Source organism: Arthrobacter sp. TE26545 (assembly GCF_056279005.1).
In genome coordinates, this window is record NZ_JBWBQM010000001.1 from 3,159,754 (window position 1) to 3,177,215 (window position 17,462).

Genomic DNA, 17,462 nt, shown 5'->3' on the forward strand with positions numbered 1-17,462 from the left:
CCTGCCGCGGGAAAACACACCGCAGCAAACAACGGGCGCAGTCCCGGCCGCCGTCGGGCAGTATCAGACGGCTTGGCCCGGGGTCTGCGCCCTTTGTGCGTGGTAGGCCAGGATCTGCAGTTCGGTGGCCATGTCCACCTTCCGCAGATTGACATGCGGCGGGACCTGCAGCAGCACGGGCGCGAAACTGAGGATGCTGCGGATCCCTGCCTTGATCACGCGGTCGCACACGTCCTGTGCCACGGCAGCGGGCAGGGCCAGAACCACCATGTTGGTGCGGGTCCGTTGCAGGACCTGCTCAAGGTTCGCGGCATCGCTGACCCGCAGCCAGCCGACTTCGTTGCCGACCACCATGGGGTCGGCGTCGAGGATGGCCACGACGTCGAAGCCGCGCGACTGGAAGCCGCCGTACCTGGCGAGGGCCTTGCCAAGGTTTCCGGCCCCGACAATCGCCACTTTCCAGTCGTGGGTCAACCCCAGAGCGGCCGCGATATGACGGCTCAGGTACTGGACCTCATAGCCCACGCCCCGTGTGCCGTAGGAGCCGACATACGAAAGGTCCTTGCGCAGGGTGGAGGAGCTGACCCCGGAGGCCTCGGCCAGCGCTTCGGAGGAAACCCGTTCCACGCCTTCGCCGAGGAGGGAGTTGAGCGCGCGCAGGTAGAGCGTCATCCGGGCCACAGCTGCAGGCGGAATCTGCTTGGCAGCAGAATCCTGCTCGCCCGGTACGGGCTCGGCGGATGGTTCCAGCGCAGTCACAGTCGTCTCCATTGTGTTGCTTTGTTGTCCCACTCTATTGCGGGGTTCCCGGAGTCAACAAAGCCACCGGGATAGCACTTAGGACGCAAGTGCCTTCTGCAGCACCCTGGTGAGCCGTGTTTCGTCGATCTTCCAGAAGTCCCGCTGGATGCCGTCGACCAGGACCACCGGGATCTCCTCGGCGTAACGTTCGCGCAGCTCGGCGTCGCCTTCGATGGACATCTCCCGCCACGGCAGCCCCAGCTGCGAGACAACGCGTTCGACGGCGTCCCGCGCCGCAGCGCAAAGGTGGCAGTCGGGTTTGGTGAGGAGGACGACGTCGGGAATCGGCATGTTCCAACGGTAGCCCGAGCCGCGGGGCGGCGTCGAAGCGCGCACGACGCGGGTTCATGCGGAAGGCGCGGCACGGCGTCCGGCAGGGCAATTGACTAGACTCATGGCATGCCCGACGAGAAGAACGCCGCTGTGGCCACCGCGCCGGCTGTGAAGCAGCAACACGGCGAAGCCGCATTCTTCGACGTCGACAACACCTTGATGCGGGGCGCAAGCCTCTTCCATGTGGCCCGGAAAATGTACGAACGCAAGGCCTTCACACTGTCCCAGGCCGCGGGCTTCGCATGGAAGCAGTTCAAGTTTGTCCTCCGCGGCGAGAACATGGACGACGTCCATGCCGTGCGCGACTCCGCCTTGGTCCTTGCCGCAGGGATCAGGGTTTCCGAGGTCGAGGAACTGGGCGAAGAAGTCTACGACGAAATGATCGAGTCCCGGATCTGGCCGGGTACGAAGGCCCTGGCCGAGCAGCACCTCCGGGTGGGCCGCAAGGTGTGGCTGGTCACCGCCACCCCGGTCGAGGTTGCCAGCGTAATCGCCACCCGGCTGGGCCTCACCGGCGCCTTGGGCACGGTGGGCGAAATCGAAGACGGCGCCTACACCGGCAGGCTCGTGGGTGACATCCTGCACGGACCGGCGAAAGCCGTTGCCGTTCAGCAGGTGGCAGACGAGGAAGGGCTGGACCTCCAGCGCTGCTGGGCCTACAGCGACTCCCACAACGACATCCCCCTGCTCACCCTGGTGGGGCACCCGGTGTGCATTAACCCCGACGCCGCCCTGCGTCGCCATGCCCGCGAAAACAACTGGCCCGTTTACGACTTCCGCTCGGGCCGCCGCGCAGCCACACTTGGCCTGAAGGCAGCCACCGTCGGCGGCGCTGTGTACGGCCTGTGGCGCGGGTTCAGCAAGTTCCGCGGCCCGCGCGTCTGAGGCACCGGCATCCGACGGCACCGGCATCCGACAGCACGGGCGCCGTCACCAGTCGGTTTAGGGACGTCACCAGGCGGTTTAGGGACGCAAAAATGCCCGCCGCCTCGAGAGGCAACGGGCATTAACGCACTGCGAAGTATTCCTACTTCTTGTTGCGGCGCTGGTGGCGGGTCTTACGAAGCAACTTGCGGTGCTTCTTCTTGGCCATACGCTTGCGGCGCTTCTTAATAACTGAACCCACGAAAGTTCCTTAACAAATAAGTGAAGTTCCCGCCTGCCGGACGGGGCCGGCGAAGGCCCCGCAACAGACGGATTCTTACAGTGACGTAAAACGTTCCTTAACAGGGTACCGCCTCGCGGAGGCACCCAATGACCGTAGACCCGGCAGGGCCCTTGGGCGTCAGGCGCTCTCCGAGCGGCCGTCCACCACGGCACCCTTGAGGTACTGGGCAACGGCTTCCTCGGGAACCCGGAATGACCGGCCGAACCGGACAGCCGGCATTTCGCCGGAATGGACCAGGCGGTACACGGTCATTTTGGAAACCCGGAGAACCTCGGCCACTTCGGCCACGGTCATGAATCGCGCATTCGAGAAGTTGGTCTCTGCGGACATTCTCCATATTCCTTTGCTCTCAGCTGACAAGGACAACCCCAGCGCCCATGACTGCGGCGTTCCGATGCTGAGCCATCACAACCATGTGCTAGATACTTTAGAGGCTGCTGAGGCCAATGTGAAAGTCCCGCCCGCTACATTCGCGTTCAGCCTGCGGCGGCCTCGCGACGCTTGCGGGACGAGGCCGCGAGCTGCTCGAGCACGGACGCCGTGACGTCCCATTCCATGCAGGCGTCCGTGACGCTCTGGCCGTAAACCAGCTCCTGCTCCCCCGCTAGCTGAAGCGCAACGTCCAGGTTCTGCGCACCGCCCACCAGGAAGCTTTCCAACATGACGCCGGCAATCGGCGAGGCGGGGTCGGCCTCCAGCTGGGCACCGATTTCCAACGCGACCTCGGCCTGGCGGTGATGGCTCTTGCCGCTGTTGGCGTGGCTGGCATCGACGATCAGGCGCGGGTTCAGGCCCTTGGCGGACAGCTTTTCGGAGGCGGCCGCCACATCGTCCGCAGAGTAGTTGGGGCCCTTGCGTCCGCCGCGGAGGATCACGTGCGTGTCCGGGTTCCCGGCGGTCGCCACGAGGGCTGCACGGCCGTCGCCGTCAATGCCGAGGAAAGCCTGCTGGGCGGCGGATGCGCCGCAGGCGTCGATGGCCACCTGGAGGTCGCCGTCGGTCCCGTTCTTGAAGCCGATCGGCATAGAAAGGCCGGAGGCGAGCTGGCGGTGGATCTGGCTTTCTGTGGTGCGGGCGCCGATAGCGCCCCAGGCGACCAGGTCCGCCATGTACTGCGGGCTGATCGGTTCCAGGAATTCCGTGGCCGTGGGCAGGCCCAGTTCGGTGACCTGCTGGAGGAAGCCGCGGGCTGCGCGCAGGCCCGAGGCGATGTCGTGGCTGCCGTCCAGGTGCGGATCGTTGATGAGGCCTTTCCAGCCCACCGTGGTGCGCGGCTTTTCGAAGTAGGCCCGCATGACCACCAGCAGGTCTTCCCTGTGCTTTTCGGACTGGCTGACCAGCCGGCGGGCGTATTCCAGCCCCGCCTTGGGATCGTGGATGGAGCAGGGACCGACGATCACCAGCAGGCGGTCATCGACGCCGTCCATGATGGCCCGGATCTCGTCACGGCCGCGTTCGACGACGGCCGCGGCCTTCGCGCCGAGCGGCAGTTCCGCGATGACTTCCTGCGGGGCGGGCAACGGTTCGAAGCGGCTCACCCGCAGGTTCGACGTCGAACGGCCGGCCGGGGTCTCGGCGCTGGAGCGGGATTCCTGGCTCGCGTCGAGTGTGGCGGGGTTTTCGGCAATGCTGGTCATTTTCGGGTCCTGTTCCGGAGGCGGAGCGGGCCCTCAACAGAACCCGCCGGATATGGCGAAGGGCAGAGAATGATCTCTGCCCTGTTGGCTCTGAAGGTTAGTTGGATGCGTGTCAGTTAGACGCGGGCCCCTCCAGAGCCAACGAAAAATACGCATACCAACGCTTAGTCATGGACACACCATAGCCATGAAGGCGCTCCGGCCGCAAAACAGGCCCCCGTCTCACGCCGTAACAGTCACCGTCCGCGACGGCGTGAATGCCGGGAGGTACAGGCTCGAGCCGAGATACTTTGCCTGGAGCACGTGCTTCCCGGGGCTCAGTTGCTGATAGACAAAGACGGCGGTTCCGGCAGCCAGTTCCTCGGCCGCCCCTATCGGGGTGCTCCCGTCATAGAACTGCACGCGGCCGGTGGGCGTGGGCCCGTGCGCGGACCGCGATTCGATCACCGCGCGGGCGGTCACGGGCTCGCCGGCCTGGACAGTGCCGTGGGGACTCACCCGGAATTGCGTACGGACCTCAGCCGTGGGCGGCGCCGAAACCGTGTAGGACAGAGCCGGCGATGTTGACGCGAAGTAGTCCCCTGCCTGGTGCTGGTACGCCGCCGAAATCGTGTGCGTCCCAACGGTCAAGGCTGAGGTGCTGAAAGCGGCTACCCAGCCAGTGCCGACGGTCACCGTGGCAACGTCGACGCCGTCGACTGTGAAGGTGACCTCGCCGAGGGGCGTTCCGGTGAGCGGACCGTCCAATGCGGCGACCTGGGCGGTCATCGTGATCACTTCGCCTGCAACGGAGCCACCGGACGGACTCAGTGCCAGCGAGGTCGTCGTCTCCGGACCGCTGATGACCACGATCGGGAAGCGGATGGTTTTCGGGGCGAAGTTCTCATCGCCCGAATACGCGGCGCGGAAATAGTGCGTGCCAAGGTCCAAGGGCGGTGCTATGAGGACGAACAGCCCGGGCAGGATGTCGTTGCTGAGCCCGGAGGTGCCAAGCGGCGTGTCTGCGTCGTCCGGCAGGAGTGTCACGGTTCCCGTGGGCACCAGCGGCGTGGGATACACCGGGAGCACCTGGCCCACTACCTGTGCCGATTGACCGGGAAAGACAAGCTGGAAATTGCCGTTGGCAGTGACATCGACGGCGGCGCGGGTATCCGCTGCGCGCGCCGGGGCCGCGGCGAGCGAGAGCATCAGCAGCAATGCGGACCCGAGGATCAGGGCGCGCCGAATTACGCTTCCGGGCTGGGCAGTGAACACAGCTTCCTTCTTTCCCGACAGATTGTCACGGAAAGCCCCAGCACCTCCGCTGACGGAGAACGACCGACGGCTCAAGGATAGGCCCGTTTCCCCTTCCCGGATACCCTGTTCGCGGCATCCGGCAGGAACATCGGGCGCAATGGAAGGACATCGAGAGAAAGCGTTTCCCAAAAATCGCTAGACTCAGCGCCAGGAGTACTGACCGGCCGCCGGCTGCGGCGGACTGGCAGCACCAGGGACAGGCAGCATCAAGAAGGAAGCCATGGCAGATCGGAGCACACGGCGCCGCGTCGGAATCGGGGACGTGGCGGCGAAGGCCGGAGTTTCGCATGCCACGGTCTCGCGCGTCATGAACGGGAACACGACCGTCAACGCCTCCATCGCCCAACGGGTCCAGGCCGCCGCGGCCGAACTGAAGTACAAACCGAATCCGGCGGGACGCAGCCTTGCCCTGGGCAAGACCGAAACCATCGGCATCGTGGTCCCGGACCTGTCGAACCCCACCTTCCAGTCCATCCTCAGGGATGTCAGCGTCGCCGCCGCCCGCGACGGCTACCGCGTGCTGATCGCGGACTCCTCCGAGGTCTCCAGCGAGGAAGCGATCCTTGCCGGGGAGGCACGGCGGCGCTGCGACGGCGTCGTGCTTTGCGCCCCGCGCATGAGCCAGGACGAACTCGAAGAGCTGGCACCCACCTTGTATCCCTTGGTGCTGATCAACCGCACCACCGAGGCCTCGTCCACTCCCAGCCTGGTGGTGGACTACGGCCACGGTATCCAGAAGCTCGGAGCCCATTTGGTGGAACTGGGCCACCGCCGGATCGCCTATCTGACCGGCCCCGAGCGCAGCGCGTCGAACGTTCAGCGCTTGCGCGGGCTTGAGAAGTTCGTCCAGGACTACCCCGAGGTCGAACTGCAGTTCATCCCGGGGGGAAACACCTACGATGCCGGAAACGAGGCAAGCGACGCGGTCGCCTCATGCGGGGCCACCGGAATCCTCGTCTTCAACGACGTCGCGGCCATGGGCCTGCTGCACGGCTTGAGCGAACGCGGCATCCGGGTGCCGGAGGACCTTTCGATCACGGGCTACGACGACATGCCGTTCGCGCGCTACACCATGCCGGGCCTGACCACGGCGGCTGTCCCGATCGCCCAACTGGGCAGCCTCGCCTGGCGACGGATGCACGAACAGATCAAGCATGCCAACGCCGAGACCCCCACCGACCACTTCGAGCCGCACCTGGAAATCCGCGGCAGCACGGCGCCACCGAAGGCCTGACCGCCCCGGCCGGGCGGCGCCGGGGCATCACTGCGGCCATGCCGGCTCGCTCACGGCGGCCCAGGCATCCAGGTAACTCCGGCAGCGCGCCAAGGCCAGCGGGTCCTGCTCCCGCATGGCGGCCTCACTGCCCAAATCGAGGCCGTACTGGGCGTCGAAGAACGGCTTGAGTGACGCGCCCATGGCGGCCTGGAGGGCAGGGTACGCATCGCGGGCAATATCGGCGGCAAGCTTCGTCAGCACCTCCGGTCCGCTTCGGCCCAGGCCGTGCACCCCGTCCACCAACCCGGCCAGGTCCCGGTCCAGCGCCACTGCGAAAGTGAATTCCGCCGGGAAGGCAATCTGCTTCAAGGGGCTCCGCGACGCGCTTCTGGCGAAATCCCTGATGGCGTCGAAGCTCCCGGCACGCGCAGGGTGTTCGGGCAGCGCTTCGCCACGGCTCGTGGCCTTCTTGACCGCGAGGAACGGCGTCCCGGCAAGGAAGCCATCCAGTTGCGCTCCGAGGGCGGCATCACCTGTGACACCCAGGACCGGGATACCATCCAGCCACGCCCAGATGTGGCTCTCGGTAAGGGGCACCCCGTCGGCCGCAACCTTGAGTCCGGGCACCATCGTGTGGCTCATGAATCCGCCGGACGTGCCCGCCCGGGCATGGAAGCCCACCTGGAAGGCTGCATCGAACCCTTCGGCGAAGTCGTTGCTCCCGGCCGGTGCAGCGCCGTCGGGTAGTTCCTCCCAAAGGATGTTCGGCCACCCGAGCCCGTGGGCGTTGACGACATAGACCTCGTTGCGTCCGCCGTCAATCAATCCCATGGCCGCTGCAATCACTTCGTCGGTAAAGTCCCGCCGGCCGGAGGTCCAATACAGTTCGAAGGCCGGCCAGCACCCATGGTGGTCCCGGACCCGGGACATGCGCTCCATGTCGGCCCACAGTGCGATGCGCATGGCCGCCTCCTGCCCTCGGTTTCGATCATAGGAAGCCCCGACCCGTCAGGGAATGCCCGTCGGTGTGTGGATCCTCAGGCCGAAGCGGCGAGTCCGGCCTCGCGGTAGTAACCCTCGATATGGGAGGCCACAAGCCTGGCCGCACTGCCGCCGTCGCCGGTGTTGACGGCATCGAGGATCGCACGGTGCTCCGCCCGGAGGCGGCGGGCGGTCGCGTCCCAGTCCGGCAGGTTCTTCGTCAACTCGGCTGCGTATCCTTCGATCGCCTCGCGCAGGGACGCCATCATGGCACTCACCACCACGTTGCCTGCAGCCTCGGCGAGGGCAAGGTGGAAGCGTACATCCAGGGCCAGGAAGTCTTCGGTGCCGGGGCCGGCATCCATCTCGTCAAGGAGGGCAGCCGCCTCGGCCAGTGCCGGTGATTCCGGGCGGGCCCGGGAGACGGCCCACGACTCGAGGAGGACCCTGGTCTCCACGATGTCGGCCACCGGGAAATGCCGGGTAGCGGCATGCAAGCGCAGCGCGGAACCGAGGGCAGCGGCCGGATCGGCGATGACCACCGTCCCGGCGTCCTTCCCGGAACCGACGGCGGCCCGTACCACGCCCATGGCCTCCAGGATCCGGATCGCTTCACGGACGGAGGTGCGGGAAACCTGGAGCTGTTCGGCAAGGGCGCGCTCCGCAGGCAGGCGGCCGCCGAGCAGCAGCTTGCCGTCGGAGAGCTGCTTTTCGATCCAGCCAAGCACGAGTTCGTGGGTTCGCATGCAAGAATCCTACTTGCTGTGGTCCAACCACATGAAATAGAGTGTGGTCCAACCACACCGCCGAGTCCGGAGACCATCATGACGCACACCGTCCAGCCCGCCACAGCCAGCGGCGAAGCCGCACCGAACAGCGCCGCCGTCGTGATTCCGCCGGCCCTCAAGCGGCGCATCCCCAAGTACTCCGACCTTGCCCCGCTGATGCAGTTCAAGAAGCCGGAGTTCAGCAACGCCGCGCGCCTCAAGCGTGCCTCCACGATCTGGGATTTGCGGGACATCGCCAAGCGCCGGACCCCGCAGGCACCTTTCGACTACACGGACGGTGCCGCCGAGGCCGAAATCACCCTGCGCCGCGCCCGGCAGGCGTTCCAGGACATCGAGTTCCGTCCCGGCATCCTGCGCGACGTCTCCAGCATCGACCTCAGCACCGACATCCTGGCCAAGCCGTCCCGCCTCCCCTTCGGCATCGCCCCCACCGGCTTCACGCGGATGATGCAGTCCGAAGGCGAGTACGCCGGGTCCCAGGCAGCCCAGGCCGCCGGCATTCCGTACACCCTTTCCACGATGGGCACCGCCTCGATCGAGGACGTGGCCGCCGCGGCGCCGAACGGACGCAACTGGTTCCAGCTCTACCTATGGACGGACCGTGAGCGGTCGCTCGAGCTCATCGAGCGCGCCGCCGCGGCCGGCAACGACACCCTGATGGTCACGGTGGACACCGCCGTCGCGGGCGCCCGGCTGCGGGATGTCCGCAACGGCATGACCATTCCGCCAGCCCTGACCCTGAAGACCGTGCTGGACGCCTCGTACCGGCCCGCCTGGTGGTTCAACTTCCTCACCCACGAGCCGCTGACCTTCGCCTCGCTGTCGCGTTACACGGGCACGGTGGCAGACCTGATCAACTCGATGTTCGACCCCACACTGACTTTCGAGGACCTCGACTGGCTGCGCGAAACCTGGAAGGCCAAGCTGGTGGTCAAGGGCATCCAGACCGTTGAGGACGCGGTGAGGGTGGTGGACCACGGGGCCGACGGTGTGGTGGTCTCCAACCACGGCGGCCGCCAACTGGACCGCGCGCCGATCCCGCTGCACCTGCTGCCCGCGGTCTCCGCCGCGGTCAAGGAACGGAACCCTGAAGCCGCGGTCATCCTGGACACCGGCATCATGGGCGGCGCGGACATCATCGCAGCTCTGGCACTGGGCGCGGACTTCGCCCTGATCGGACGGGCCTACCTCTACGGGCTCATGGCCGGCGGGCGCGCCGGCGTGGACCGCACCATCCAGATCCTTGAGAAGGACATGGCCCGCACCATGGCCTTGCTGGGCGTAACGAAGATCTCCGAGCTGAACCCGGACCACGTGCGACTCCTGCAGGGCTGACGTTCCGCGAACGGGGCTGCGGGAAACCTGGCGGCTAAGCCACCAGCTTCTCTGCGGCGCCGCTCATCGGCTGCCGCGCCGAACAGCAGCTGTTCGGCCATGCCTTCGACCCGGCGTCGGCCTCGGCAGCCAAGGTCCGGGTGCTCAACGACTTCGAAGGCTGCTGAGGCCTTTCACAGCAGCGGTTATTTCTTCCGGCCCGAATTACTTCTTCCGGCCGAACTTGGGCAGGTTGGGCAGGTCCGGCAGCTTGGCGAGCAGGTCCGCGGCCTTCGTGGCGGCGCGGCCTACCGTGCGGCCGATCTGCTGGGGAACGGTGTCGTCCGCCGCCGCAGCCGGTGCAGGAACAACAACTTCCTGTGCCGGCTGTGTTGCGTTGCCGGGCCGGGCATTCGCGGCAGGCCCCTGGGTCGTCCCGACGGCGGCAGGCTGGGCCGCCTGCCCCGCGCTCCGGGCGGTGCCCTCGCGCCGCTGGCCCGGCGCGGCGGCAGCGGCAGCTGCGGAGGGGCCGACGTCGAAGGTTTCCAGCCAGCTGGCAATCCCGGCGAGGGGCTTGGGGTTCAGGGCGTAATAGCGTTTCTGCCCTTGGGCACGCATGCTGACGAGGTCCGCTTCGCGGAGCACCTTCAAATGCTTGGAAATGGTGGGCTGGCTGGCTTCAAGTTCCTGCACCAATTCCCCCACAGCTTTGTCCCCAGAGCGGAGGGCAACCAGGATGTCACGCCGGGTCGCCTCAGCAATGACGGCAAATACGTCGTCAGTCACCATGCCTCCCACCCTAGCGACATATACGTCAAAAGGCATCAACTATTTCGCCGTGACGGGCCTAATGGGATCGTTGACCGGCCACACCCCTGGTGGTACAACGAACACACGGTCCAGGCGGCCATCCAGCCGCGGCCAGAGCGGGGCGGGGTGCGTGGCCATGACTGACTATCTCCGGCGGCAAATGTTCAACATCATCGCGGCCGTGTTCCTGATCCTGTTCGTGGCGGTGTGGCTCGCCGTCCTGCTGCGGGTGGCGAGCTGGGTTCCCGTTGGCGGCGCCACCGCCCCGGCCCTGAACGGCGCCCTGGTGACCGCCGCCGGAGTGATGGCGACCTCGCTGGGTTCGCTCACGGCGTCGGCCCTGGGATTCACCATCTCGGAGGTCAAACACCAGCAGTCCGAAACACCGGCAGGCTCCCCGGGTGCTTCCTTCCCGGCAGAGGTCGCTGCCCGGCTTTCCGGCAGGATCGTCGCCGCGATCATGGTCTACATGGCCGTGGGCTTGTTGGTCCTGATCCTTTGGCTCGTGAAGGGGCAGGCCTCGACTGACCTCATCGGGGCTTTCGCGCTGTCCCTGCTGGGCTGGCTGGTCGGCGCCGCCGGCGTCGTGTTCCAGACGGAGAAGTCGGGCTGAACTTCAGTCGAACCAGGGAACTCAGTCGAACCAGGGAGCTCAGTCGAACCAGGGAGCTCAGTCGAACCAGGGATCGAGCCCGTGCAGCGGGAAGATCTCCTTGCGGGTGGCGATGATGCTGCGGTCCACGGCGTCGCCCGGATCGTAGCCGACTTCCCAGGAACGCCACCAGATGTCCACTTCGTCCCCCATGCGTTCGGGGGCGTTGCGGCCGAATTTCTCCCGGACATATTCAAGCCATTCCTCCGGCACCCGGGCGTCCAGGGGGATCGGCCTCTGCGCCGCGATGCCGATCAGGTGCGACCAGCTCCGCGGGACCACACCGGTGATGTCGTACCCGCCGCCCCCGGTGGCGATCCAGCGGTTGCCGCAGTACCGTGCGGCAAGGCCGGCGACGGCGGAGGCGGCCTCGCGCTGGCCGTCGACGCTGAGGTTGAGGTTCGTGAGGGGGTCGTTGGCGTGCGAGTCGCAGCCGTGCTGGCTGACGATCACCTCGGGCCCGAACGCCCCCACCAGCTGCGGCACGACCGCGTGAAAGGCACGCAACCAGCCGGCGTCGCCTGTGTGGGCCGGCAGGGCGACATTGACGGCGGTCCCCAGGGCCCGCGGTCCGCCGCTTTCGTTGGCGAATCCCGTGCCCGGGAACAAGGTCAGCCCGGATTCGTGCAGTGAAATGGTGAGGACCCGCGGGTCGTCCCAGAAGATGCTTTGCGTACCGTCCCCGTGGTGGGCGTCGACGTCGATGTACGCGATCTTCGCCACACCGCCGTCGAGCAAACGCTGCACGGCCAGGGCCGCATCGTTGTAGATGCAGAAGCCGCTGGCGCGTTCCCGGGAGGCATGGTGCAGGCCGCCGCCGAAATTCACCGCGCGGACCGCTTCGCCCGAAAGGACCGCTTCCGCGCAGAGCAGCGAGGCCGCCGCCAAGCGGGCACTCGCCTCGTGCATTCCGGCAAAGGCGGGATCGTCGTCGGTTCCCAGTCCGCGTTCCGGGTCCGACGCCGTCGGGTCCTCGCTGGCGCGCCGCACCGCGGCAATATAGTCCGCGCTGTGCACCCGCTGGAGTTCGACGTCGGACGCCACCCCGGGTGCCTGCAGCGAGACGTGCGGAAGTTCGAACAGCCCGAGGGAGTCGGCCAGCCGCGCCGTCAGTTCAAGGCGCTCCGGTGCCATGGGGTGGCCGGGACCGAAGTCATAGGCGGCCATGGCGGGGCTCCACGCCACCGTCGTTGGCAGCGCGGACGGACGGAGGCCGGGCTGGGAAGTCATCAAAGACAGGCTAGCCTGTTCGCCCGGCTCCCGCGGGCGATTAGTGGTTTACTACTCAAGACAGCCGATCCGTCAACAAGAAGCGAAAAGCACTGCCATGACCCAGAGCCAGTCGAGGTCTCCACGCCCGGCCAGCTGGCACCCTGACCAGCCTGAGCGGGAAGGCCTGTGGATCTTCACCGGCCTCCGGGACTTTATCGACAACATCGCCAACACCTCGCCGGCCCGGCTGGCGCTGACGGCGTTCTCCGTGGTGATCCTGCTCTTCACCGGTTTGCTGTCCCTGCCTGCAGCGTCCGCCGAGGGTGTTGTCACTCCCCTTCATGACGCGATGTTCACGGCGGCCTCGGCGGTGTGCGTCACCGGACTCACGGTGGTCTCGACGGCGACCCACTGGACGTTCTTCGGCCAGTTGGTGATCCTGGTGGGCATCTTCGTGGGCGGTTTGGGAACGCTGACCCTGGCATCGCTGCTGGCGCTCATGGTGAGCAAGCGGCTGGGTGTGCGCGGAAAGCTCATCGCCCAGGAAGCCATGAACAACGCCGGGCGCCTCGGCGAGGTCGGTACCCTGCTGCGGATCGTCATCACTACCTCGGTGGTGATCGAAGGCGCCCTGGCGCTGGCCATGATCCCGCGCTTCATGATCCTCGGGGAGGACTTCTGGCAGTCAGTCTGGCACGGCGTCTTCTACTCGATTTCGGCCTTCAACAACGCCGGATTCACGCCGCACTCCGACGGCATTGTCCCCTACGAAACGGATCTCTGGATCCTCATCCCGCTGATGCTGGGCGTCTTCCTTGGCAGCCTCGGCTTCCCCGTGGTGATGGTGCTGCAGCAAAACGGGCTCAACTGGAAGAAATGGAACCTGCACACGAAGCTGACCATCCAGGTCTCCTTCATCCTGCTGGCGGCCGGCACTCTCCTCTGGGCCTTGATGGAGTGGGACAACGCCCGGACCATCGCCCACATGAACCTGGGCGACAAGATCACCCACTCGCTCTTCGCCTCGGTGATGACGCGTTCCGGCGGCTTCAACCTGGTGGACCAGAACCACATGGAATCCACCACCATGCTGCTCACCGACGCCCTGATGTTCGCTGGCGGCGGTTCGGCGTCGACGGCGGGCGGCATCAAGGTGACCACCATCGCCGTCATGTTCCTCGCCATCGCGGCCGAGGCCCGCGGCGACGCGGACGTGAAGGTGTACGGCCGCACTATCCCACAGGGCACCATGCGCGTTGCCATCTCGGTGATTGTGGCCGGCGCCACCCTGGTGTCCGTGTCGTCCTTCCTGCTGCTGCAGATCAGCGGAGCCACCCTGGACCGGGTGCTCTTCGAAACGATCTCCGCCTTCGCCACGGTGGGACTCAGCACGAACCTCAGTGCCGAGCTGCCGCCGTCGGGCGTCTATGTCCTCACCGCGCTCATGTTCATGGGGCGCGTCGGCACCGTCACCCTCGCCGCCGCGCTGGCCCTGCGCCAGCGCAGCCAGCTCTACCACTACCCCGAAGAAAGGCCGATCATTGGCTAACACCTCAGGCGCCCCGAACCGTCCGGCGCACAATGCCCCCGTGCTGGTCATCGGCCTGGGCCGCTTCGGCTCCGCAACCGCCGAGCAGCTGGTCAAGCAAGGCCGTGAAGTCCTGGCGATCGAACGGGACCGCTCCCTCGTGCAGAAATGGGCACCTGTCCTCACGCACGTAGTGGAAGCCGATGCCACCAACATCGACGCCCTCCGCCAGCTTGGCGCCCAGGAGTTCAGCTCCGCCGTGGTGGGCGTGGGAACCTCGATCGAATCTTCAGTGTTGATCACCGTGAACCTCGTGGACCTGGGCATCGAGCACCTCTGGGTCAAAGCCATCACTCCATCGCACGGCAAGATCCTGAGCCGCATCGGCGCCAACCACGTCATCTATCCCGAGGCGGACGCCGGCGTGCGGGCAGCACACCTCGTCTCCGGCCGCATGCTGGACTTCATCGAGTTCGACGACGACTTCGCGATCGTGAAGATGTACCCGCCGAAGGAGACCGTGGGCTTCACGCTGGACGAATCCAAGGTCCGCTCCAAATACGGCGTGACCATTGTGGGCGTGAAGTCCCCGGGCGAGGACTTCACCTACGCCAGGCCGGAAACGAAAGTGTCCGGACGGGACATGCTCATTGTCTCCGGCCACGTGGATCTGCTGGAACGCTTCGCCGCCCGGCCGTAGCTTCGGCGGGCGGACGCGAAAGGCCCCTCCTCGGAGGGGCCTTTCTTTTGCCTGTCAGCTGCTGCCGTCAGCCGAGCTGCTGGGTGATTTCCGCGGCGCGGGCAGCCGCAGCACGGGCGCCGTCGGCGATGATGGCCGGGATCCCGCCGTCATTGAACGCCGCGATGGCTCGTTCGGTGGTGCCGTTGGGGCTGGTCACCGCCACGCGCAGGGCGGTCGGGTCCGCGCCGGGCTCGGCGAGCATGAAGCCCGCCCCGGCCACCGTCTCGCGGGAGATCCGCAGCGACAGCTCCGGATCCAGTCCAAGTTCGACGCCGGCGGCCGCCATGGCCTCGGCGAGGTAGAAGGCGTACGCCGGGCCCGAGCCGCTGATGGCCGAGAGCGCGTCCACCTGTTCCTCCGGGATTTCCACCACGGTTCCCGCGGCCGACAGGAGATCCTTGACAAGCTGCTGCTGTTCGGGTGTGGCGTGACCGCCGGCCGACATGGAAATCACGCCGCGGCCCAGCTTCGCGGGGGTGTTCGGCATGGTCCGGATGACTGGCTGGCCCGCGGGAAGGGCGGCTTCGAGCTGCGCGATGGAGACGGCGGCGGCCACGCTGACCACGATCGTGTCCGGGGCCAGGACGGGTGAGATTTCGCGGGCAAGCTCAGAGATGCCGACCGGCTTGACTCCCAGGATGACCACCCCGGCACCCTTGGCGGCGAGCTTGTTGTTATCCGGATCCTCGGCGCCGGCGATCGCCATGATGCCGTGCCGGTGTGCCAGCTCGTCGGCCCGTTCCGCCCGGCGCACGGTGGCGACCACGTCCGAAGGGTCGGTCCCTGCGGCGAGCAAGCCGGCCAGGATGGCCTCGTTCATGGATCCACAGCCAAGGAATGCGATTCGAGTCATGGCTCCATCATGCCAGTTCCCGGTTCGGCCGCCGAGGCCGCCAGGATTCCCAGCTAACTCCCAATGTTATTGCAGCTTGCGCCCAACGTTGCTTCGTAACGTAGTAACTACCTCATTGAGGGTGCGAGTGATGAGGCGGGCATGGGGATGTCCGCCAAGAAGCACCGGTGGTTGTACGGGTTTCCCCCCATTTTCCCGATCAGCCACCGGTGCTTTCTCGTTTTAAGCCTGCGGCTCAGACCTCGTAGGCGCCCACAAGCGGCGCGCCCAGGTGCTGGCGGGCAAACCGCAGGGTTTCGGCAAGCCATTCTTCGCGCTCCCCCGCCGCCTTGGCCTTGCGGGTGGAAATCTCGGCCACGATGCTTCCGCGGAACCCGTTCCCGGCCAGGTGCTGAAGCACCTCGGCGCACTGCTGGGTGCCGCGCCCTGGAATAAGGTGCTCGTCCCGCCCCGAACCGGAGCCGTCGGTCAGGTGCACGTGCCGCAGCTTGCTTCCCAGCTCCCGCACGGCCTCCAGGCTGTTGGCCCCCGCGGTGGCGGCGTGCGAGAAGTCCCAGGTGACGTCGTCGTAATCCTGTCCCACCGGGTCCCAGTGCGGCAGGTACGCCAGCGCTTCCCGGCCGCGGACCCGCCACGGATACATGTTCTCGACCGCGATGTGCACTTGGTAGAGCGCCGCCATCTCCCGGACGCCGGCGGCGAAATTCTCCGCATAGTTGGACTGCCAGCGGAACGGCGGATGGACCACCACCGTGCTGCAGCCCAGGTCGCGGGCCATCCTGCAGGACATTTCGATCTTGTTCCACGCCGCTCCCCAGACCTGTTGGGTCAGCAGCAGCGTGGGCGCGTGGATGGAGACGATCGGCTGTGCGTAGCGCTGGCTGAGCTGCTCAAGCGCGGCGGCGCTCTGGCTGGTGGCGTTGTTGGTGACCATCACCTCGACCCCGTCGTAGCCCAGGTCCTGCGCCACCGCGAAGGCATCGTGCACGCTCAGGGGATAGACAGAGGCGCTTGAGAGCGCCACCGGGATCGGCTGCGTATCGCCTGTGTACTGCCCGACGCCGTCCCCCATGTCAGCCGGCCTGCCCGCCTGCTGCGGCGGCCGGGACAGGGACGGCCGGGCCGGCGTCGTCCGCCGCTTTTTTCTTCGAAACAGACGCGGCTCCGACATGCGGTGCCGGCTGGAGGGGGCCGTCGAAGACCAGCTGGTCGAGCCTGCGCAGGATCAGGCCTTCGCGCAGCGCCCAGGGGCAGATCTCCATGCTGGGGAACTCGAAGAGTTCCAGCGCGGTCTCGGCCACCAGGGCACCGGCCAGGATCTGGCGTGCCCGGGCCTCGGAGACGCCCGGCAGGTAGAGCCGGTCCGCCACCGTCATCGCGGAGATCCGCTGCGCCCACAGGCCCAGGTCCGTGGCGTGCAGTTCGCGCTTGACGTACGGGCCCGCGCCGCTGGGGGCGGCACCGGCGATGCGGGCGAGGGAGCGGAACGTCTTTGAGGTACCGGCCACCAGGTTGGCCCGCCCCAGTTCCTTGAACTCCCGCACCACAGGCTTGAGGGTGGAGCGGATGTAGCGCCGCAGCTCCTTGACGCTCTTGGCCGTGGGCGGGTCGTCGTGCAGCCAGTCCCGGGTGAGGCGGCTGGCGCCCAGGGGCACGGACATGGCCAGCTCCGGGAGTTCGTCCTGGCCGAAGGCCATTTCGAAGGAGCCGCCGCCGATGTCCAGGTCCAGGATGGGTCCGGCGCCCCAGCCGTACCAGCGGCGGACGGCGAAGAAAGTCATGGAGGCTTCTTCGTCCCCGGTGAGTTCCTGGAGGGTCACGGTGGTTTCGTGCTTGACCCGGGCCAGGACATCGGGGCCGTTGGTGGCTTCCCGGATGGCGGAGGTGCAGAAGGCCAGCAGGTCCTCGGCCTTGTGCTTGGCCGCGAATTCCCAGGCTTCAAGCACGAACTCAATCAGTTCGTGTTGCCCGGCCTCGTTGATGTTGCCCTCCGCATCCAGGAACTGGACCAGGGACAGGGGCCGCTTGTGCGACGCGAACGCCACGGGCCGTGCGCCCGGGTGGGCATCCACCAGAAGCAAATGGACGGTGTTCGAACCGATGTCTAGGACGCCAAGACGCATGCTGACAT

At 66.7% G+C, this 17,462-nt stretch carries 19 protein-coding genes; 6 read left to right on the forward strand and 13 right to left on the reverse strand.

Going from position 1 to position 17,462, the window contains the following annotated elements; translation table 11 throughout:
* Positions 1-63: 63 nt before the first annotated feature.
* Both ACZ9CK_RS14320 and ACZ9CK_RS14325 read right to left on the reverse strand, forming a co-directional pair.
* Positions 64-771, reverse strand: coding sequence for a redox-sensing transcriptional repressor Rex (locus ACZ9CK_RS14320; protein ID WP_426299567.1), 708 nt, complete (start codon positions 769-771; stop codon positions 64-66).
* Positions 772-837: 66 nt separating this feature from the next.
* A complete protein-coding gene (locus ACZ9CK_RS14325) occupies positions 838-1,092 on the reverse strand; it encodes a glutaredoxin family protein (RefSeq protein ID WP_426299569.1) in 255 nt (84 codons plus the stop codon).
* Positions 1,093-1,200: 108 nt separating this feature from the next.
* Between ACZ9CK_RS14325 and ACZ9CK_RS14330 the strand changes: the two genes are divergently transcribed.
* Positions 1,201-2,019, forward strand: a complete 819-nt coding sequence (locus ACZ9CK_RS14330; protein ID WP_426299571.1) for an HAD family hydrolase — start codon at positions 1,201-1,203, stop codon at positions 2,017-2,019.
* Between the two features lie 142 nt (positions 2,020-2,161).
* On the opposite strand, the gene ACZ9CK_RS14335 is transcribed toward ACZ9CK_RS14330, so the two are convergent.
* The 4 genes from ACZ9CK_RS14335 to ACZ9CK_RS14350 form a co-directional block, all read right to left on the reverse strand.
* Positions 2,162-2,260, reverse strand: coding sequence for a 30S ribosomal protein bS22 (locus ACZ9CK_RS14335; RefSeq protein ID WP_003792170.1), 99 nt, complete (start codon positions 2,258-2,260; stop codon positions 2,162-2,164).
* Positions 2,261-2,419: 159 nt separating this feature from the next.
* Complete coding sequence (locus ACZ9CK_RS14340; protein ID WP_074586973.1) at positions 2,420-2,632, reverse strand: helix-turn-helix domain-containing protein; 213 nt, start codon at positions 2,630-2,632, stop codon at positions 2,420-2,422.
* 146 nt (positions 2,633-2,778) lie between these two features.
* Complete coding sequence (locus tag ACZ9CK_RS14345) at positions 2,779-3,939, reverse strand: 3-deoxy-7-phosphoheptulonate synthase (RefSeq protein WP_476050270.1); 1,161 nt, start codon at positions 3,937-3,939, stop codon at positions 2,779-2,781.
* A 222-nt stretch (positions 3,940-4,161) separates the two neighbouring features.
* A complete protein-coding gene (locus tag ACZ9CK_RS14350) occupies positions 4,162-5,193 on the reverse strand; it encodes an Ig-like domain-containing protein (RefSeq protein ID WP_476050271.1) in 1,032 nt (343 codons plus the stop codon).
* A gap of 262 nt (positions 5,194-5,455) precedes the next feature.
* Between ACZ9CK_RS14350 and ACZ9CK_RS14355 the strand changes: the two genes are divergently transcribed.
* Positions 5,456-6,469, forward strand: coding sequence for a LacI family DNA-binding transcriptional regulator (locus ACZ9CK_RS14355; protein WP_426299576.1), 1,014 nt, complete (start codon positions 5,456-5,458; stop codon positions 6,467-6,469).
* A gap of 27 nt (positions 6,470-6,496) precedes the next feature.
* On the opposite strand, the gene ACZ9CK_RS14360 is transcribed toward ACZ9CK_RS14355, so the two are convergent.
* Both ACZ9CK_RS14360 and ACZ9CK_RS14365 read right to left on the reverse strand, forming a co-directional pair.
* Complete coding sequence (locus ACZ9CK_RS14360; RefSeq protein ID WP_476050272.1) at positions 6,497-7,414, reverse strand: M55 family metallopeptidase; 918 nt, start codon at positions 7,412-7,414, stop codon at positions 6,497-6,499.
* A gap of 74 nt (positions 7,415-7,488) precedes the next feature.
* Positions 7,489-8,178 carry a FadR/GntR family transcriptional regulator gene (locus ACZ9CK_RS14365; RefSeq protein WP_476050273.1) on the reverse strand — a complete coding sequence of 230 codons (690 nt, stop codon included), beginning with the start codon at positions 8,176-8,178 and terminating at the stop codon, positions 7,489-7,491.
* A gap of 78 nt (positions 8,179-8,256) precedes the next feature.
* On the opposite strand from ACZ9CK_RS14365, the gene ACZ9CK_RS14370 reads away from it, so the two are divergent.
* Positions 8,257-9,555, forward strand: coding sequence for an alpha-hydroxy acid oxidase (locus ACZ9CK_RS14370; protein ID WP_476050274.1), 1,299 nt, complete (start codon positions 8,257-8,259; stop codon positions 9,553-9,555).
* Positions 9,556-9,759: 204 nt separating this feature from the next.
* On the opposite strand, the gene ACZ9CK_RS14375 is transcribed toward ACZ9CK_RS14370, so the two are convergent.
* On the reverse strand, positions 9,760-10,323 hold the full coding sequence (locus ACZ9CK_RS14375; RefSeq protein WP_476050275.1) for an ArsR/SmtB family transcription factor: 564 nt from the start codon (positions 10,321-10,323) through the stop codon (positions 9,760-9,762).
* A gap of 157 nt (positions 10,324-10,480) precedes the next feature.
* On the opposite strand from ACZ9CK_RS14375, the gene ACZ9CK_RS14380 reads away from it, so the two are divergent.
* Positions 10,481-10,957, forward strand: coding sequence for a hypothetical protein (locus ACZ9CK_RS14380; RefSeq protein ID WP_426299586.1), 477 nt, complete (start codon positions 10,481-10,483; stop codon positions 10,955-10,957).
* Positions 10,958-11,014: 57 nt separating this feature from the next.
* Here the strand turns inward: ACZ9CK_RS14380 and ACZ9CK_RS14385 are convergent, their stop codons facing one another.
* Entirely contained in the window at positions 11,015-12,226 is a 1,212-nt protein-coding gene (locus ACZ9CK_RS14385; RefSeq protein ID WP_476050276.1) for an acetoin utilization protein AcuC, read from the reverse strand.
* 97 nt (positions 12,227-12,323) lie between these two features.
* Here ACZ9CK_RS14385 and ACZ9CK_RS14390 point away from each other — a divergent pair, with 97 nt between their 5' ends.
* Together ACZ9CK_RS14390 and ACZ9CK_RS14395 are read left to right on the forward strand one after the other, a co-directional pair.
* Positions 12,324-13,757, forward strand: a complete 1,434-nt coding sequence (locus ACZ9CK_RS14390) for a TrkH family potassium uptake protein (protein WP_426299590.1) — start codon at positions 12,324-12,326, stop codon at positions 13,755-13,757.
* A 40-nt stretch (positions 13,758-13,797) separates the two neighbouring features.
* Positions 13,798-14,436 (forward strand): potassium channel family protein, encoded by a 639-nt coding sequence (locus tag ACZ9CK_RS14395; protein WP_373366905.1) that lies wholly within the window; start codon positions 13,798-13,800, stop codon positions 14,434-14,436.
* 67 nt (positions 14,437-14,503) lie between these two features.
* Here ACZ9CK_RS14395 and proC read toward each other — a convergent pair whose 3' ends face one another.
* From proC to ACZ9CK_RS14410, 3 genes are all read right to left on the reverse strand, one after another.
* Positions 14,504-15,331 (reverse strand): pyrroline-5-carboxylate reductase, encoded by an 828-nt coding sequence (gene proC, locus ACZ9CK_RS14400; protein WP_426299592.1) that lies wholly within the window; start codon positions 15,329-15,331, stop codon positions 14,504-14,506.
* A 235-nt stretch (positions 15,332-15,566) separates the two neighbouring features.
* Complete coding sequence (locus ACZ9CK_RS14405) at positions 15,567-16,403, reverse strand: sugar phosphate isomerase/epimerase family protein (RefSeq protein ID WP_426299594.1); 837 nt, start codon at positions 16,401-16,403, stop codon at positions 15,567-15,569.
* A 1-nt stretch (position 16,404) separates the two neighbouring features.
* On the reverse strand, positions 16,405-17,454 hold the full coding sequence (locus ACZ9CK_RS14410; protein WP_426299596.1) for a Ppx/GppA phosphatase family protein: 1,050 nt from the start codon (positions 17,452-17,454) through the stop codon (positions 16,405-16,407).
* Positions 17,455-17,462 lie beyond the last annotated feature (8 nt).

Coding starts and splice junctions, on each gene's coding strand:
- ACZ9CK_RS14320 (WP_426299567.1), bottom strand. CDS start 771: ATGGAGACGACTGTGACTGCGCTGGAACCATCCGCCGAGCCCGTACCG.
- ACZ9CK_RS14325 (WP_426299569.1), bottom strand. CDS start 1,092: ATGCCGATTCCCGACGTCGTCCTCCTCACCAAACCCGACTGCCACCTT.
- ACZ9CK_RS14330 (WP_426299571.1), top strand. CDS start 1,201: ATGCCCGACGAGAAGAACGCCGCTGTGGCCACCGCGCCGGCTGTGAAG.
- ACZ9CK_RS14340 (WP_074586973.1), bottom strand. CDS start 2,632: ATGTCCGCAGAGACCAACTTCTCGAATGCGCGATTCATGACCGTGGCC.
- ACZ9CK_RS14345 (WP_476050270.1), bottom strand. CDS start 3,939: ATGACCAGCATTGCCGAAAACCCCGCCACACTCGACGCGAGCCAGGAA.
- ACZ9CK_RS14355 (WP_426299576.1), top strand. CDS start 5,456: ATGGCAGATCGGAGCACACGGCGCCGCGTCGGAATCGGGGACGTGGCG.
- ACZ9CK_RS14360 (WP_476050272.1), bottom strand. CDS start 7,414: ATGCGCATCGCACTGTGGGCCGACATGGAGCGCATGTCCCGGGTCCGG.
- ACZ9CK_RS14365 (WP_476050273.1), bottom strand. CDS start 8,178: ATGCGAACCCACGAACTCGTGCTTGGCTGGATCGAAAAGCAGCTCTCC.
- ACZ9CK_RS14370 (WP_476050274.1), top strand. CDS start 8,257: ATGACGCACACCGTCCAGCCCGCCACAGCCAGCGGCGAAGCCGCACCG.
- ACZ9CK_RS14375 (WP_476050275.1), bottom strand. CDS start 10,323: ATGGTGACTGACGACGTATTTGCCGTCATTGCTGAGGCGACCCGGCGT.
- ACZ9CK_RS14380 (WP_426299586.1), top strand. CDS start 10,481: ATGACTGACTATCTCCGGCGGCAAATGTTCAACATCATCGCGGCCGTG.
- ACZ9CK_RS14385 (WP_476050276.1), bottom strand. CDS start 12,226: ATGACTTCCCAGCCCGGCCTCCGTCCGTCCGCGCTGCCAACGACGGTG.
- ACZ9CK_RS14390 (WP_426299590.1), top strand. CDS start 12,324: ATGACCCAGAGCCAGTCGAGGTCTCCACGCCCGGCCAGCTGGCACCCT.
- proC (WP_426299592.1), bottom strand. CDS start 15,331: ATGACTCGAATCGCATTCCTTGGCTGTGGATCCATGAACGAGGCCATC.
- ACZ9CK_RS14405 (WP_426299594.1), bottom strand. CDS start 16,403: ATGGGGGACGGCGTCGGGCAGTACACAGGCGATACGCAGCCGATCCCG.
- ACZ9CK_RS14410 (WP_426299596.1), bottom strand. CDS start 17,454: ATGCGTCTTGGCGTCCTAGACATCGGTTCGAACACCGTCCATTTGCTT.